At 69.5% G+C, this 15,867-nt stretch carries 13 protein-coding genes; 8 read left to right on the plus strand and 5 right to left on the minus strand.

The genetic code is table 11. The features are described 5' to 3' along the window. The 4 genes from VFK57_08110 to VFK57_08125 all read left to right on the plus strand — a co-directional run bounded on the left by VFK57_08110 (position 1) and on the right by VFK57_08125 (position 4,272). Positions 1–1,818: a fumarate reductase/succinate dehydrogenase flavoprotein subunit gene (locus tag VFK57_08110; GenBank protein HET7695654.1), complete on the plus strand. Its 1,818-nt coding sequence runs from the start codon at positions 1–3 to the stop codon at positions 1,816–1,818. A gap of 85 nt (positions 1,819–1,903) precedes the next feature. After that, positions 1,904–2,644 carry a succinate dehydrogenase/fumarate reductase iron-sulfur subunit gene (locus VFK57_08115; protein HET7695655.1) on the plus strand — a complete coding sequence of 247 codons (741 nt, stop codon included), beginning with the start codon at positions 1,904–1,906 and terminating at the stop codon, positions 2,642–2,644. Positions 2,645–2,651: 7 nt separating this feature from the next. Beyond that, positions 2,652–3,152 (plus strand): hypothetical protein, encoded by a 501-nt coding sequence (locus VFK57_08120; GenBank protein ID HET7695656.1) that lies wholly within the window; start codon positions 2,652–2,654, stop codon positions 3,150–3,152. Positions 3,153–3,159: 7 nt separating this feature from the next. Next, positions 3,160–4,272, plus strand: a complete 1,113-nt coding sequence (locus VFK57_08125) for a hypothetical protein (protein HET7695657.1) — start codon at positions 3,160–3,162, stop codon at positions 4,270–4,272. A gap of 16 nt (positions 4,273–4,288) precedes the next feature. Here the strand turns inward: VFK57_08125 and VFK57_08130 are convergent, their stop codons facing one another. Then, on the minus strand, positions 4,289–5,524 hold the full coding sequence (locus VFK57_08130; GenBank protein HET7695658.1) for a serine hydrolase domain-containing protein: 1,236 nt from the start codon (positions 5,522–5,524) through the stop codon (positions 4,289–4,291). Between the two features lie 54 nt (positions 5,525–5,578). On the opposite strand from VFK57_08130, the gene sppA reads away from it, so the two are divergent. Next, a complete protein-coding gene (gene sppA, locus VFK57_08135) occupies positions 5,579–7,324 on the plus strand; it encodes a signal peptide peptidase SppA (GenBank protein HET7695659.1) in 1,746 nt (581 codons plus the stop codon). A 25-nt stretch (positions 7,325–7,349) separates the two neighbouring features. On the opposite strand, the gene VFK57_08140 is transcribed toward sppA, so the two are convergent. From VFK57_08140 to VFK57_08155, 4 genes are read right to left on the minus strand one after another with little or no spacing between them, the layout of a single operon-like run. Continuing rightward, on the minus strand, positions 7,350–8,387 hold the full coding sequence (locus tag VFK57_08140) for a sugar kinase (GenBank protein ID HET7695660.1): 1,038 nt from the start codon (positions 8,385–8,387) through the stop codon (positions 7,350–7,352). Then, complete coding sequence (gene eda, locus VFK57_08145) at positions 8,384–9,025, minus strand: bifunctional 4-hydroxy-2-oxoglutarate aldolase/2-dehydro-3-deoxy-phosphogluconate aldolase (protein ID HET7695661.1); 642 nt, start codon at positions 9,023–9,025, stop codon at positions 8,384–8,386. The genes VFK57_08140 and eda overlap by 4 nt, the downstream gene beginning before the upstream one ends. A 10-nt stretch (positions 9,026–9,035) precedes the next feature. After that, positions 9,036–9,818 (minus strand): 5-deoxy-glucuronate isomerase, encoded by a 783-nt coding sequence (iolB, locus tag VFK57_08150; GenBank protein ID HET7695662.1) that lies wholly within the window; start codon positions 9,816–9,818, stop codon positions 9,036–9,038. A 23-nt stretch (positions 9,819–9,841) separates the two neighbouring features. Next, positions 9,842–11,437 carry an FGGY-family carbohydrate kinase gene (locus tag VFK57_08155; protein ID HET7695663.1) on the minus strand — a complete coding sequence of 532 codons (1,596 nt, stop codon included), beginning with the start codon at positions 11,435–11,437 and terminating at the stop codon, positions 9,842–9,844. Positions 11,438–11,468: 31 nt separating this feature from the next. Between VFK57_08155 and VFK57_08160 the strand changes: the two genes are divergently transcribed. From VFK57_08160 to VFK57_08170, 3 genes are read left to right on the plus strand one after another with little or no spacing between them, the layout of a single operon-like run. After that, positions 11,469–13,685 (plus strand): glycoside hydrolase family 2 TIM barrel-domain containing protein, encoded by a 2,217-nt coding sequence (locus VFK57_08160; GenBank protein ID HET7695664.1) that lies wholly within the window; start codon positions 11,469–11,471, stop codon positions 13,683–13,685. Further along, positions 13,682–15,082, plus strand: a complete 1,401-nt coding sequence (locus VFK57_08165; GenBank protein HET7695665.1) for an amino acid permease — start codon at positions 13,682–13,684, stop codon at positions 15,080–15,082. The genes VFK57_08160 and VFK57_08165 overlap by 4 nt, the downstream gene beginning before the upstream one ends. Positions 15,083–15,091: 9 nt before the next feature. Continuing rightward, the gene (locus VFK57_08170) at positions 15,092–15,862 is read left to right on the plus strand and encodes an SDR family oxidoreductase (GenBank protein ID HET7695666.1); all 771 of its coding nucleotides are present in this window, start codon (positions 15,092–15,094) and stop codon (positions 15,860–15,862) included. Positions 15,863–15,867: the final 5 nt, after the last annotated feature.

Here is a 15,867-nt window from a genome sequence, read left to right on the forward strand (position 1 = left end):
ATGACGAACTTCGAGGCATTCGACTACGACGTCCTCGTCATCGGCGCCGGCGGGGCCGGTCTGCGCGCCGCGATCGAAGCGTCTGCCGCCGGCGTCAAGGTCGGGCTGATCTGCAAGTCGCTGCTCGGCAAGGCGCACACCGTCATGGCGGAAGGCGGCGTCGCCGCGGCGCTGGCCAACGTCGACGATCGCGACAGCTGGAAGGTCCACTTCGCCGACACGATGCGCGGCGGCCAGTACGTCAACAACTGGCGCATGGCGGAGCTGCACGCCAGGGAAGCGCCCGACCGGGTGCGCGAGCTCGAGGCGTGGGGCGCGGTGTTCGACCGCACGCAGGACGGGCGCATCCTGCAGCGCAACTTCGGCGGCCACCGCTATCCGCGTCTGGCGCACGTCGGCGATCGCACCGGCCTGGAATTGATCCGCACGCTGCAGGACCAGGGGGTCCACCGCGGGCTCGACGTCCACATGGAATTCACCGTCGTCAGCCTGCTGATCTCGGACGGCCGCGCCACCGGCGTGGTCGGCTACGAGCGCGAGCGCGGACGGTTCAAGGTGTTCAGCGCCGCGGCGGTCGTGCTCGCGACCGGCGGCACGGGCCGCGCCTACAAGATCACCAGCAACAGCTGGGAAGGCACGGGCGACGGCCATGCGCTGGCCTACCGTGCCGGGGCGGAGCTGATGGACATGGAGTTCATCCAGTTCCATCCGACCGGCATGATCTGGCCGCCGAGCGTGCAGGGCATCCTCGTCACCGAGGGGGTGCGCGGCGAAGGGGGCATCCTCCTCAACCGCGAAGGGCGCCGCTTCATGTTCGACGACATCCCCGAGCCGTACCGCACCCAGACCGCCGACAACGAAGAGGAAGGCTGGCGCTACACGCAGGGGGACAAGAGCGCGCGGCGTCCGCCGGAGCTGCTGACGCGCGATCACGTCGCGCGGTGCATCGTCCGGGAAGTGAAAGCGGGCCGCGGCAGTCCGCACGGCGGCGTGTTCCTCGACATCGCGTGGATCAAGAACCGGCTGTCCGGCGCGGAGGCGCACATCAAGCGCAAGCTCCCCAGCATGTATCACCAGTTCAAGGAGCTGGGCGATATCGACATCACGCGGGAGCCGATGGAGGTCGGGCCGACGACCCACTACATCATGGGCGGGATCAGGGTCGATGCGGACTCGCAGATGTCGACGATTCCCGGATTGTTCGCCGCCGGGGAGTGCGCCGCCGGCATCAACGGCGCCAACCGGCTGGGCGGCAACTCGCTGTCGGACCTGCTGGTGTTCGGCAAGCGCGCCGGTGAATACGCGGCGCAGTTCGCCAGGCAGAACCCGCGCCGCGGCGTCGACACCGCGCAGGTCCAGCGCGCCATCGACGAGGCGCTGCAGCCCTTCGATCGGTCCGCGTCGAGCGAGAATCCCTACACGGTTCAGGCGGCGCTTCAAGAAATGATGCAGTCGCTCGTCGGCATCGTCCGGACCGAGGGGGAGATGCAGCAGGCGCTGGAGGAGCTGACCCGGTTGACCGCGCGGGCGGCGCGCGCCGGCATCACCGGCCACCGCGAGTACAACCCGGGCTGGCATACGGCGATCGACCTGAAGAATCTGCTGACGGTGTCGGAGGCGATCACGCGATCGGCGCTCGAACGGAAGGAAAGCCGGGGCGGGCACTTCCGCGACGACTTCCCCGACAAGAATCCCGAGTACGCGGCGTTCAACATCGTCACCGTGCAGCGTCCCGACGGTACGATGGAGGTGCGGCGCGTGCCGCTGCCGCCGATGCCCGCGGAGCTGCAACAGATCATCGAGGACCAGAAATCGTGACCCGCGGCCACAGGACGTTGAGCGTGCGAGCGAGCGTCGCGAGCGAGCCACGCAGGCTGAAACAGATCATCGAGGACCAGAAGGCATGACCAGGGCGACGTTCAAGGTCTGGCGCAGCGACGATGCCGGCGGTCATTACCAGGACTATTCGGTCGACGTGGTGCCGGGGATGGTGGTGCTCGACGCCATTCATCAGATCCAGGCGGCGCAAGCGCCCGATCTCGCGGTCCGCTGGAACTGCAAGGCAGGGAAGTGCGGATCCTGTTCCGCGGAGATCAACGGCAATCCGCGGCTGATGTGCATGACGCGGCTGAACTCGCTCGATCTGCTCGCGCCCGTCACGGTCGAGCCGATGCGGGCGTTTCCGCTGCTGAAGGACCTGGTCACCGACGTGTCGTGGAACTTCCGCGTGAAGAAGGCCATTACGCCGTTCACGGCGAGGCCGGCGGACGCCCCGGACGGCACCTGGCGGATGCGGCAGAAAGACGTCGATCGCGTGCAGGAGTTCCGCAAGTGCATCGAGTGCTTCCTCTGTCAGGACGTCTGCCACATCCTGCGCGACCACAAGATGCACGACGAGTTCATCGGCCCGCGGTTCCTGGCCTACACCGCGGCGCTGGAAATGAACCCCCTGGACGCCGCCGACCGCGTGCCCGAGCTGCGGGAGCGCCATGGCGTCGGGCTGTGCAATATCACGCGCTGCTGCACGAAAGTCTGTCCGGAGCACATCACGATCACCGAGAATGCCATCATCCCGTTGAAGGAGCGGGTGGTGGACCGCTTCTACGATCCGCTCACGCGGTTGCTCCGCGTCTTCAAGTCGTGAGGTCCCCATGTTCCAGCCGAAGCCGATCTCGAGGGACGCGATTCCCGCCGCGCTCGCCAAGGCCGAGCGCTACCGCCTGCTGAACGAGCCAGGGGAGGCGGAGAGCATCTGCCTCGACGTGCTGCAGATCGAGCCGGAGAACCAGGAGGCGCTGGTCACGATGATCCTCGCGCTCACCGACGAGTTCCCGCATCACGGCTCGCACGGCCTTGCCGCGCGCGCCGAGGAGCTGGCCCGCCGCCTCACCGATCCGTACGAGCGCGAGTACTACGGCGGGATCATCCACGAGCGGCGCGCCAAGGCGGCGCTGCAGCGCGATTCGTTCCATTCGTCCGCCTCGGCGGTCGGCTGGCTGCACGACGCGCTCGCCTGCTTCGAACGCGCCGAAGCGCTCAAGCCGGCGCACAACGACGATGCGGTGCTTCGCTGGAACGCCTGCGCCCGGCTCCTGCAGCGGCTGCCGCACGCGGCGACGGAAACCCACGCCGAACCGATCCAGTCCGAGTGAGGGGATCATGCCAGACAGCCTCCGACGGTCGCTCGCAGTCGCCGCGCTCCTCGCCGCCGGTGCGGCCATCGCCCCCGTCGCGCGCGGTGCGGCGGATCGCCACTTCCTCTACGTCGCCGAGCCCGGCATCCGGAATTACGTCGAGTACGGCGGGGTCGGCGTGCTCGTCTACGACATCGCCGCCGGATACCGTTTCGTGCGCCGCATCCCGACGCAGCAGGTGCCGGACGGCGCCGCGCCGGAGAACGTCAAGGGGATCGCCGCAAGCGCGGCGACGGGACGCCTCTACGTCACCACCATCCGCCGGCTGATGGCGTTCGATCTCGCCACCGACAAGAAGCTGTGGGACAAGGAGATGCCCGGCGGCGCCGATCGGCTCGCCGTCTCGCCGGACGGCAGGATCCTCTACGTGCCGACGCTCGAAGGGCCGCAGTGGAACGTCGTCGACGGCATCAGCGGCGAGATTCTCGCCGCCGTGACGACCAATTCCGGCGCGCACAACACGATCTACGGTCCCGACGGCAGGCGGGTGTATCTCGCCGGCCTCAAGTCGCCGATGCTGAAGGTGGCCGACCCGGCCACGCACCGGGTCGTGCAGGAGATCGGTCCGTTCGCCAGCATGGTTCGCCCGTTCACGATCAACGGCGCGCAGACCCGTGCCTACGTGAACGTCAACGATCTCCTGGGCTTCGAGGTGGGCGACCTGCGCACCGGCAAGGTGCTGCAGCACGTCGAGGTGCAGGGGTTCGAGAAGGGGCCGGTGAAGCGGCACGGCTGCCCGAGCCACGGCATCGCGCTGTCGCCCGACGAGAAAGAGTTGTGGCTGTCGGATGGCCACAACAGCGCCGTGCACGTGTTCGACCTGACGGCCGCGGTGCCGAAGCAGACCGCGACGATCAAGGTGCGCGATCAGCCGGGCTGGATCACCTGGAGCCTGGACGGACGGCACGTGTGGCCGTCCACCGGCGAAATCGTCGATGCCAGGAGCAAGACGATCGTCGCCCGGCTGACCGACGAGCAGCAGCGGATGGTGCAGAGCGAGAAAGTGGTCGAGGTCGTCTTCAACGGCCCGCGCGTGGTCCGCACCGGCGATCAGTTCGCCATCGGACGCAAGCGGTGACCGGCAGGCGCGCGCCTCACCGCAGCGCCTGATAGACCAGCGTCCCGAACCTGTCGCGGGCGACGCTCGCGTTGGGCATCTGATTGAGCATCAACACCAGCACGAGCCGCGACCTGGGATCGACGCGGTAGATCGACCCGTACGCGCCGCCCCACCCGAACGCCCCCACCGAGTCGAGGCCGTTCGCGCCGTAGCGATCGGTGGTCTGGAAGCCGTAGCCGTAGCCGAGGCCGGCGTCGGAGTGCAGCGTGCCGCTCTGGTTCGTGGTCATCAGCTCCACGGCGCGAGGTGAGAGGATGCGGACGCCGTCGATCTCGCCGCCGCGGCGGATCGCTTCCAGGAAGCGCGCGTAGTCGCGCGCGGTCGACAGCAGTCCGGCGCCCCCCGAGAAGCTGCGGCGCGGGCCTTCGACGTAGTGCCCCTGGCCGAGCGCGCCGTCCGGCGCCCGGACGATCCGCCCGTTCGTCTCGCTGCTGCTCGCGTAGACCGTCACCAGCCGATCGCGCCCGGCTGCCGGCAGGTAGAACATCGTGTCCTTCATGCCGAGCGGACCGGTGATTCGCGTCCGGATCAATTCGTCGAGCGGCTGGCCCGACGCCTTCTCGGCCACGCAGCCGAGCACGTCGGTGTTGTACCCGTAGACGTAGGCGTCGCCGGGATGCGACATGAAGGGCAGCGTGCCGAGCCGTTCCATGGTGTCGCAGATCGGCTCGTCCTTGTCCGCCGTATACCAGCCGCGGCCGGTCACCGCCCCGAGGTTCTTCGCCTTGTAGCGATCGGCGATGCGCGGGTCCTCGCCGTACGAGATGCCGGCGGTGTGCGTGAGCAGGTCGCGGATCGTGATCGCCCGCCGCGCCGGCACGATTGCGATCTGATCGCCGTTCCTGACCGCAACCGTGGTGCCGGCGAAGCTCTGGATGTAGCGGCCGACCGGATCCGTCAGCGCCAGCCGCCCCTCCTCCATCAGCGAGAGAATCACCGCGCTGGTAATCGCCTTCGACTGCGAGGCGATGCGGAAGATCGCGTCCACGGTCATCTTCCGGCCGGATTCCTTGTCGGCCCAGCCGAAGGCCTTCTCGTAAACCGGCTTGCCGTCCTGCAGGACCAGGGCGACGGCGCCGCCGATTCGCTCCTGGTCCACCTGGTCCTGGAAGAACCGGTCGATGCGCGTCAGCCGTTCGGGCGCGAGCGTCTGCGCGAAGAGGACGACGCCCGCCGCGAGCGCCGTGACGAAAACCGCCAGTCTTTTCACGGCAGGCAGTATAGCCGGGCCGGAGCGCCGCGAGACCCGGCCTACAATAGAAGGATGGCTGCACGACGTGGCGTCTGGATCGTCATCGCACTGATCGGCATCGCGGTGTTCATTTCGGCGGCCGGCATGCTGCTGCTCGTGTCCGCGGTCGGGCGGGAGCCGCGGGTCGCCGCCGGATCGACGCTGGTGCTGCGCATCGGCGGCGACCTCGCCGAGATGGAGCCGGGGGGCGTCTTCGGGCCGTTCTTGGAGTCGGCCCCGACGGTGCGGAGCGTGGTCGAGATGCTGCGCAAGGCCAAGGCCGACTCGCGCATCACCAGCGTGATCCTCAAGCCGACCGGGCCCGCCGCGATGTGGGGGAAAGTGCAGGAGGTGCGCGACGCGATCGGCGACTTCCGCCGCTCCGGAAAGCCGATCGTCGCCTATCTCGAGTTCGGCGGCGAGCAGGAGTTCTACCTCGCCTCGGCATGCGACAAGGTGTTCCTGATGCCCGCCTCGTCGCTCGACCTGACCGGGATGGCGAGCTACGAGCTGTTCCTCCGCGGCATGCTCGACAAGATCGGCGCGTTTCCCGACGCGCTCCACATCGGCGAGTACAAGACCGCCGCCAACACCTTCACCGAGAAGACCATGACGCCGGCGCACCGCGAGATGGCGGTGTCGCTGAACACCGACCTCTACGAACAGCTGGTGCGCGGCATCGCGGAAGGGCGGCGCAAGAGCGAGGCGGAGGTGCGCTCGCTGATCGATCACGGCCCGTTCCTGCCGGAAGACGCGCTGCGCGCCGGATTGATCGACGACCTCGCCTATGAAGACGAGCTGGACGACAAGGTGAAGCTCGCGTCGGGCAAGGTCCGCTACCTGGACATGAACGAATACCGCGGCGTGAGTGCCGGCGGCCTGGGGCTGAATCGCGGGCCTCGCGTCGCCGTCATCCATGCCGCCGGCATCATCGCGTCGGGCAAGAGCAGCTACGATTCGCCGGCCGGCGCGGTGGTCGGCTCCGACACCATGGTCGAGTACCTCCGCAAGGCGCGCGCCGACGCGGCGATCAAGGCCATCGTCCTCCGCATCGACAGCCCGGGCGGATCCGCCATCGCCTCGGACGTGATCTGGCGCGAGGTGGTGCTGACCAGGAACCAGAAGCCGGTCATCGCGTCGATGTCCGACGTCGCCGCCTCGGGCGGCTACTACATCGCCATGCCGGCGCACGCGATCGTCGCCGAGCCGTCCACGCTCACCGGATCGATCGGCGTCGTGCTGACCAAGTTCGTGATCAACGGCACGCTGCAGAAGATCGGCGTCAACCTGGAGCCGGTCTCGCGCGGCCGCTATGCCGAGATGTACTCGCCGATCCGGCCGTTCTCGCCGGAGGAGCGCGCCCGCATGCTCGAGAACATGCAGGCCACCTACGACACGTTCGTCGAGAAGGCGGCGCAGGGGCGCAACACGACGCCGGAGAAGATCGACGCGATTGGGCAGGGGCGCGTCTGGACCGGCCGTCAGGCCAAGGAGATCGGGCTGGTCGACGAGCTGGGCGGACTCGAGCGCGCCATCGCGCTCGCCAAGCAGCGCGCCAAGATCGCGCAGGACGCCGAAGTCGAGCTCGTGATCTATCCCCCGAAGAAGACGTTCTACGACCTGATGCGCGATCCGCTGGGCGCGTCCGAGGGCATGACGCGGATCGCGTCGATGCTCGGGATCGGCAATCCGAAAGTGGTCCAGGCGCTCGCGGCGCCCTTGCAGGTGTTCCGGCGCGGCGAGCCGCTGGCGCTCATGCCGAACATCTTCGTCAGATAGTCACCGTTCGGCGTTCAGCTCGACGTCACCGCTGAACTCTGCCCGATGCGTCGCCTTTGGCGAGCGCGTCGATCTCGGCGACGGTCACGCGGTTGAAGTCGCCGGGAATCGTCTGCTTGAGCGCGCTGGCGGCGACCGCGAACTTCAGCGCCTCGTCGTGGCTGCGGCCCGTCACCATCCCGTAGATCAGCCCCGCGGCGAAGCTGTCGCCGCCGCCGATCCGATCCACCAGCCGCACCGCGTAGTGCTGGCTGCGATGCAGCGTGCCGGACGCGCCGTCCCACAGCACCGCGCTCCAGCCGTTGTCGCTGGCCGAGTGGCTCTCGCGCAGCGTGATGGCGACGAGCGACGGGCCGAGGTCCTTCGTCACCGACTCGGCAGCGTCCCGATAGGCCGTCACGTCGAGCGTCGCGCCGGTCACGTCGGCCCCCGCGACCTGCACGCCGAGCACCGATTGCAGGTCTTCTTCGTTGGCGATGACGACGTCGACGTCGCGCATCAGCGGGCGCATCACCGCCTGGGCCTGGGTCTGGGTCCACAGCTTCTTGCGGTAGTTGAGATCGACACTGACGCGCGCCCCGGCGCGGCGCGCCGCTTCGACGGCCGCCCTGGTCGCCGCCGCCGCCTTGTCGCCCAGCGCCGGGGTGATGCCGGTGACGTGGAACCAGGCTGCGCCGGCCATGACCGCATTCCAGTCGACCGCGTCGGCTGCCATCTCGCTGATCGAGGAGTTGGCGCGGTCGTAGATGACCGTCGACGCGCGCTGGCTCGCGCCGGTCTCGGCGAAGTAGATCCCGACGCGGCTCCCGCCGCGGAGCACGTGCGCCGTGTTGACCCCTTCGGCGCGCAGCGCGCGGATCGCCGCATCGCCGATGGCGTGCGACGGCAGCCGCGTCACGTAATGGCTGTCGAGACCGAGTTGCGCCAGGCTGACGGCGACATTGGCTTCGCCGCCGCCGAACGTCGCGCACAGCACCGGCGACTGCAGCAGCCGCTCGAATCCCGGCGGGCTGAGGCGCAGCATGATCTCGCCGAAGCAGACGACGCGTGCAGGCATGCTCATCGTGCGGAGGCGACGCTGGCGACGATGCGCCGCGCGTTGGCGGTCAGGACGTCGAAGCGCCCTTCCTCCACCGCCCTGGTGTCGAGCAGAGCGGATCCCACGCCGACGGCCACGGCGCCGGCGCGGATCCAGTCGCCGGCGTTGTCCAGCGAGACGCCGCCGGTCGGCATCAGCCGCACCTGCGGCAGCGGCGCGCGCACGTCCTTGATGAACTGCGGCCCGAGCGCGGTCGCGGGAAACACCTTGATCAGGTCCGCCCCGGCGTCGTGCGCGTCGAGGATCTCGGTCGGCGTGAAGCATCCCGGCGCGACCGCGACGTCGCGCTGGTGGCATGCCGCGATGACCTCGCGGCGGAAGACCGGGCTGACGACGTAGCGCGCGCCGGCGTCGATCACCGCCGCCGCCGTGGCGCCGTCCGTCACCGTGCCGGCGCCGAGCAGGATCTCCGCCGGAAGCGATCGCGCCAGGGTCGCGATCAGCTCCACCGCCCCCGGCACCGTCATCGTCACTTCGATCGCCCGGACGCCGCCTTCCGCGATGGCGTCGACGACGCGCCGCAGCTTCGCCGCGTCCTTCATGCGGATGACGGCGACGACGCCGAGCTGCTGGATCTGTTGCGCGGTCTCCTGGCGTGTCACGCGAAGCGGCTCACGTATTGTGAATCCACTTGTGTGCGGGGTCCTCGTGCAGCGCGAGCTTGCGCTCGGCGCCGGCCATCGCCCACAGGTAGTACACCTTGTACCCCGGCGGCGCCGAGACCGGGTGGTAGCCGTAGGGCAGCAGCACCGCGTCGCCGTCGCGCACCGTGTGCGTAGCGCACTCCCCGTCGCTGGTGTAGAGCATCTGCTGCCCGAAGCCCTGCGGCGGGGAGATGCGGTAGTAGTAGACCTCCTCGAGCACCGGCTCGCCGTCCTTGCCGTCATGCTTGTGCGGCGGATAGCTGCTCCAGTTGCCCGGCGGGTTGATCGTCTCGCCGACCATGATGCGGCGGGCGTGCGGATCGGTCACGAAGATGTTGTGCACCTCGCGGCCGTAGTTCCCTTTGCCGCGCGCGTTGACCTCGACGCCGTCCGGCCCGATCGCCACGGCGTGCCCGCCGGCCGGCGCCGGAGTCGAGACGACGATGGCTTCGAGCGGCGTCTCCGCGGTGACCGTCAGCGGTGTCGCCGGCGGCAGGTACACGGCGCTGGCACGCTCGTCGAACACATTCGAACGCGATAACGTCCAGGTCCCGTCGGCGGTGGCGAACGTGCCTTTCCCTTCCTGGAGGACGATGACGGTCTCTTCGCCCGCGATCTGATACTTGTGCGTCGCACCCGCGGCCAGCCGCAGCCGCGAGCTCGTCAGCTCGCGCGCTCCCCCTTCGCCGCGCTTCTGCAGATTCTGGAGTCCCTCGATCCTGCGGACCCGATAGAGCGTGTCGTTCAACATGGCGTTGGCGGCCAGCTTACCACTTAGCGCGCCGATTCCATGAGCGCTGCATACCGGGGGAGGAGCGCCGCGCAGGCGGCCGCCGCCTCCCGGCGCGGCCGCGCGCCGGCGCCCGGGATCGGATCGGTAAACCCGGCGATGGCCTCGCTCCAGGTCATCGTCGCGCGGCAGTCGGCATGGAACGCGCGGAGCGCGGCGCCCAGCGACGCCGCATTGGGCGGCGCGATCTGCACGACCTCGGCGTCGAACACGTCCGCGAGCACCTGCAGGATCGCGGTATTCGCCGCGGCGCCGCCGGTGACCCGGATCGTCTCGACCGCCGGCGCGAACCACCGAGAGTGCAGCCGCATCGCCATCGCCTGCCCTTCGACGACGCCCCGGACGTTGCGCGCGGCATCGGCCGGATCCAGATCCTGGCGCACCGGTCCGTCGACCGCCACCGTCGGCGTGATCTCCGGCACGAACCACGGCACCATCAGCCCGCCGCCGTTGCCGGGCGGCGTCGACGCGAGCAGGCGCGAGAATCCCTCCCAGTCCAGGCCGTAGGCATCGCGCACGCGCTCGCGCGCCAGCGATCCGTTCGCGAAGCACGTGAGCGCCATGTAGCCGCCGGCCGGCGACGCGAAGACATGGCCCGAGCCCGAGGGATCGGGATCGGATCGCCACTTGACCGCAAAGACCGTGTCGCTGGTGCCGAGCGAGATGCCCAGCGTCCCCGGCTCGATCAAGCCGAGGCCGACCAGCGCGCACGGGTTGTCGCCGGACCACGTCACCACTTTGGCGTCACCGAACCCGAACCGGCGGCGGAAGTAGGGGGCGATCGGGCCGGCGATCGACCACGACGCCTCGATGCGTGGCAGCCGCCGGAGCAGATCCGGCGCGGTGGCCTCGACCGCCCGCAGCCACCACTCCGAGATGGCGAGGTGCATGAGATTCATGCCCGACGCGTCGCCGGGATCGATCGGCGCGTCCGCTCCACACAGCACCGAGGCCATGAACGAGCTCACCAGATGGATGCGTGCGGTCGCGGCGTAGCGCTGCGGTTCCGTCCTCGCGAACTTGTGAATCTGGGCCGCCGTGAATCGCTCGTAGGCGCGCGACCCGGTCATCAGCGCGAGCCCGTCGGCTCCGCCGACCGCCTGGGTCAGGGCGTCGCAGTCGCCGGTCGTGCTGCAGTCGAGCCACACCGGAGATTCCCCGCGCGAGAAAATGCGTGCGAGCTGCGGCGCCAGTGGGCCGGCGGGATCGAGGCTGGCGAGCGCGGCGGGGGCATCCCCGTTCAGATAGACGCTGCCATGCTGCTGCGCGGAGCCCGAGACGGCGCGGACATCGGCGAGATCGATCCCGGCGTCCCGCAGTCTCCCGAGCACCACGTCCAGCGCCGCCACCCACATCGCCGGCGGTGCCGTGACCGTACGCCCGTCCGCCGACGTGTGCACGCCTCGGGTGGTCCCGAACTCCGGCAGGGCCTCGTCGAAGACGACGACGTGCTCGGCGACCACGCGGCGCGTTCCGCCTGCCGCCGTCCGCTGTCCGTGTGCGGCCTCCCGGGCTTCCGTCTCGATGACGGTCGCGGTGAGGCTCTGGGTGCTCGAGTCGAATCCGATGTAAAGCGCCACGAACAAGATTATGCTTTGGCCGGGCTCAATCATGCGCATACAGCTGCCGCTCGTCCTGTGGGTCCTGGCCCTGCTGGCCCCGCAGCAACCACCGCCCGCGCCGCCGGCCTCGCCGGTGCCCGCGACACGACTGCAGACGAAGTGGGCGGCGCAGGTCACGCCGGATCGCGTCCTGCCCGAATATCCGCGGCCGCAGCTGGCGCGCGCCAACTGGGTGAATCTCAACGGCCAGTGGAGCTACGCCATCACGGATGGCGACGCGCCCCGCCCGACGGCGTTCGGCGGCAAGATCCTCGTGCCGTTCCCGATCGAATCGCAGTTGAGCGGCGCCGGGGTGTGGGTCGCGCCCTCGCAGCGCCTCTGGTACCGGCGCACCTTTCCGACGCCGTCGCTGCCGACCGGGCATCGTCTGCTGTTGAACTTCGGCGCCGTCGACTGGGAGGCGGCGGTGTACGTCAACGGCACCTCCGCCGGCGTGCACCGCGGCGGCTTCGATCCCTTCACGCTCGACATCACCGATCGCCTGGTCGCCGGACCCCAGCAGGAACTCGTCGTCGCGGTGCGGGATCCCACCGACGACGGCGAGCAGCCGCGCGGTAAGCAGGTACGCCGGCCGCGCGGGATCTACTACACCGCGGTCACCGGCATCTGGCAGACCGTCTGGATGGAAACCGTCCCGACGTGGCACGTTCGCGGGCTGCGGATCGATCCGGATCTCGATCGCGGCCTCGTGCGGGTCTCGGTCGGCACCGAGGGGCGCAGCGGCGGAAGAATCACGGTCACGGTGCTGGACGGAACGCGCGAGATCGGGCGCGGCGACGGACCGACCGCGACGATCGCCATGCCGAAGGCGCGGCGCTGGTCTCCGGCCGATCCGTTTCTCTACAACCTGCGCGTCCGGCTCGACTCGGGCGACGTCGTCGAAAGCTATTTCGGGATGCGCTCGACGGCGGTCCGCCGCGACGCCAGGGGAGTGCCGCGGCTGTATCTCAACGGCGAGCCGATCTTCCAGTTCGGCCTGCTCGACCAGGGGTGGTGGCCGGACGGCCTGTATACCGCGCCGACGGACGACGCGCTCGCCTTCGACATTCAGAAGACGCGCGAGCTCGGCTACAACCTGATCCGCAAGCACGTCAAAGTGGAGCCGGCGCGCTGGTACTACCACGCGGATCGACTCGGCATGCTGGTCTGGCAGGACATGCCCAGCGCGAACAACAAGGGGCCGGAAGCGGAGGCCAATTTCGCCCGCGAGCTGACCGCGATGGTCGACGCGCTCCGCAATCATCCGTCGATCGTCATGTGGGTGCCGTTCAACGAAGGCTGGGGTCAGCACGCGACCGAGAAGTACGTGAGCTGGCTGAAGTCGTACGATCCGTCGCGGATCGTGAACAACACCAGCGGCTGGACCGACATGAAGGTCGGCGACGTCGCGGACCTCCACGCGTATCCCGGACCGGCGATGCCGCCGCTCGAGCCGGCGCGCGCCGCGGTCCTCGGCGAGTTCGGCGGCCTCGGCCTGCCGCTCGAGGGACACACCTGGCTGGATCGCGGCAACTGGGGCTACCGCAGCTACACGACGCAGCCCGACCTCAACAACGCATACCGGGATCTGCTCGCGCAGCTGCGCCTGCACGCCGGAGACGGGCTGACATCGGCGATCTACACGCAGACCACCGACGTCGAGATTGAAGTGAACGGCGTGATGACGTACGACCGCGCCGTCGTGAAGCTCTCGCCCGAGTCGATTGCGGCGAACCGGCGGATGTTCGCCCCGCCTCCGCGCATCGTGCACCTCGTCGCCGCATCGGATCGCGAGCCGCAGACCTGGCGGTACACGACCGACACGCCGCCGAACACCTGGTTCGACGCGGCGTTCGACGACAGCGCCTGGCGCTCCGGGCCCGGCGGCTTCGGCGCCCGCGACACGCGTTTCGCCCGCGTCGGCACGGAGTGGCGCACGCCGGACATCTGGCTTCGCCGCGCGATCGACGTCCCGCCGGGAACGCTCACGGCGCCGCACCTCCGCGTCTTTCACGACGACGACGTGCGGGTCTATCTGAACGGCGTGCTGGTCGCCGAGATGCCGGGCGCGAATGCGGGGTTCGCCTACGTGCCGCTGACGGGCCCCGCGCGCGCCGCGCTGCGCGCCGGACGCAACGTGCTCGCGGTGCACGCGCATCAGAACCGCGGCGGGCAGTTCATCGACGTCGGCGTGGTGGACGTAATCGAACCGGGCTCGGCCCGGTGACGCGCGTCGAATCCGAGGCTCCGGCGGGCGCCGTCACGCTCGTCCGCGGCCTCGGCCTGCTCGCGGCGACGTCGATCGTCGTCGGCGGCGTGATCGGCACCGGCGTCTTCCTCAAGGCGCGAGTGATGACCTGCAACGTCGACACGCCGTGGATGGTGCTGGCGGCGTGGTCGGTGGCGGGTCTGCTGAGCCTTGCCGGTGCGTTGACGTACGCCGAACTGGCGGTACTGATGCCGCGCGCCGGCGGCGAGTACGTCTTCATCCGCGACGGGTACGGCCGCCCGCTGGCGTTTCTCTACGGCTGGACGCGATTCTTCGTCGCGAGCACGGGCGGCATGGCAGGCCTTGCCGCGGGGTTCGCGATCTTCCTCAACATCGCGGGTGGCGGCGCCCTCGCGGCGACGCCGCTCGGCCTGCCCGTGGTCGCGGCCGCGGCGATCGCGCTCGTCACGCTGGTCAACTGCGCCGCGGTCACCGTCGGCGGGCGGGTCGCGACGGTGATGGCGATCCTCAAGGTCGCGCTGGTCGCCGGGGTCGGTGCGGCGTCGCTGCTCCTGGCGCAGGGCAGCAGCGGCCACTTTGCGATGTCGGCCGGGGCGGGCGCCTGCGAAGGCGTGCTGGCCAGCGCCCGGGGCGGATTCGCCGGATTCGGGGCGGCGATGCTCGGCGCGATGTGGGCGTACAACGGCTGGAACGAGCTGACTTTTCTCTCGGGCGAAGTGGACAACCCGCGCCGCAATCTGCCGATCGCGCTGATCGGCGGCATCGGCATCCTGATGGCGTTGTATCTGTTCGCCAACGCGGCCTACTTCTACGTGCTCACGCCGGAACAGATCGCCAGCGTTCCGGAGTCGTCGGCGGTGGCGACCGAAGCGGTGTCCAGATTCCTTGGTTCCGGCGCCAGCGGCGTCATGGCCGCGGCGCTGGCGATGTCGGTCTTCGGTGCGCTGCTGGTGACGACGATGGCATCGGCGCGCGTGCCGTATGCGATGGCGGCCGACGGCGTGTTCTTCGCCGCGCTGGCGCGCGTGAGCCCCGGGACGCGCGTGCCGGTGCGCGCGCTGCTCGCGCAGGGGGCATGGGGGATCGGCCTGGTCTTCACCGGATCGTACGACGTGCTGACCGACTACGCGATCTTCGCCGTGTTGATCTTCGTCGCGCTGGCCACGGCCTCGGTGTTCCTGTTCAGGCGGCGAATGCCGGACGCGGAGCGTTCGTACCGCACCGTGGGCTATCCGGTGGTGCCGATCCTGTTTCTCGTCGTCGCCGGCTGGCTGATCGTCAACACGTTCATGGCCACGCCGGGACGCGCCATGGCCGGCGTCGGTCTGATGCTCGCCGGGCTGCCGTTCTACTGGTACTGGTCGAGATCCGCGGCGTCGGCCCGGGAACTATAATTGCGCGGAATGACGTCTTTGTTCGATCTGAGCGGCAAGACCGCGGTGGTCGTCGGCGGCACGAGCGGGATTGGGCGCGTGCTGGCGCTCGGGCTCGCCGATGCCGGCGCCAACGTCGTCGCGACGGCGCGGCGCGAGAATCTGGTCGACGAGGTGGCGCGGGAGATTGAGGGGCGGGGGCGGCGGACGGTGCGGTTCGCGTCCGACGTCGCCGACGAAGCGTCGCTCGCCTCGCTGCGCGCGGCGGTCGAGTCGTCGCTCGGGCCCGCCGAGATCGTCCTGAGCTGCGCGGGGATCACCAGACGCGCGCCGACGCTGTCGATGGACACGGCGGAGTGGCAGCGGATCGTCGACGTCAACCTGATGGGCACGCTGCGCACCTACAAGGCGTTTGCGCCGGGGATGATCGCGCGGAAGCGCGGACGGCTGATCGGCATCGCCTCGTTGTCCTCGTTCGTCGGCCTGCAGGAGGTGAGCGCGTACACCGCGTCCAAGTCCGCGGTCGCCGGCCTCACGCGCGCGCTGGCCGTCGAGTGGGCTCCCTTCGGCGTGACCGTCAATGCGATCGCCCCAGGCGTGTTCAAGACCGACTTGAACGCCCAGCTGCTCGACGGTCCGCGCGGCCAGGAGTTCCTGATGCGGACCCCGATGAAACGGTTCGGCCGGCTCGAGGAGCTGATCGGCGCCGCCGTGTATCTCGCGTCCGACGCCGCGAGCTTCGTGACCGGCCAGCTGCTCGTGGTCGACGGGGGCTTCCTGGCGAGTGGAGTGAACCAGTGACGTCC

It is taken from the genome of Vicinamibacterales bacterium, assembly GCA_035699745.1.
In the GTDB taxonomy this organism is placed as follows: Bacteria; Acidobacteriota; Vicinamibacteria; order Vicinamibacterales; family 2-12-FULL-66-21; genus JAICSD01.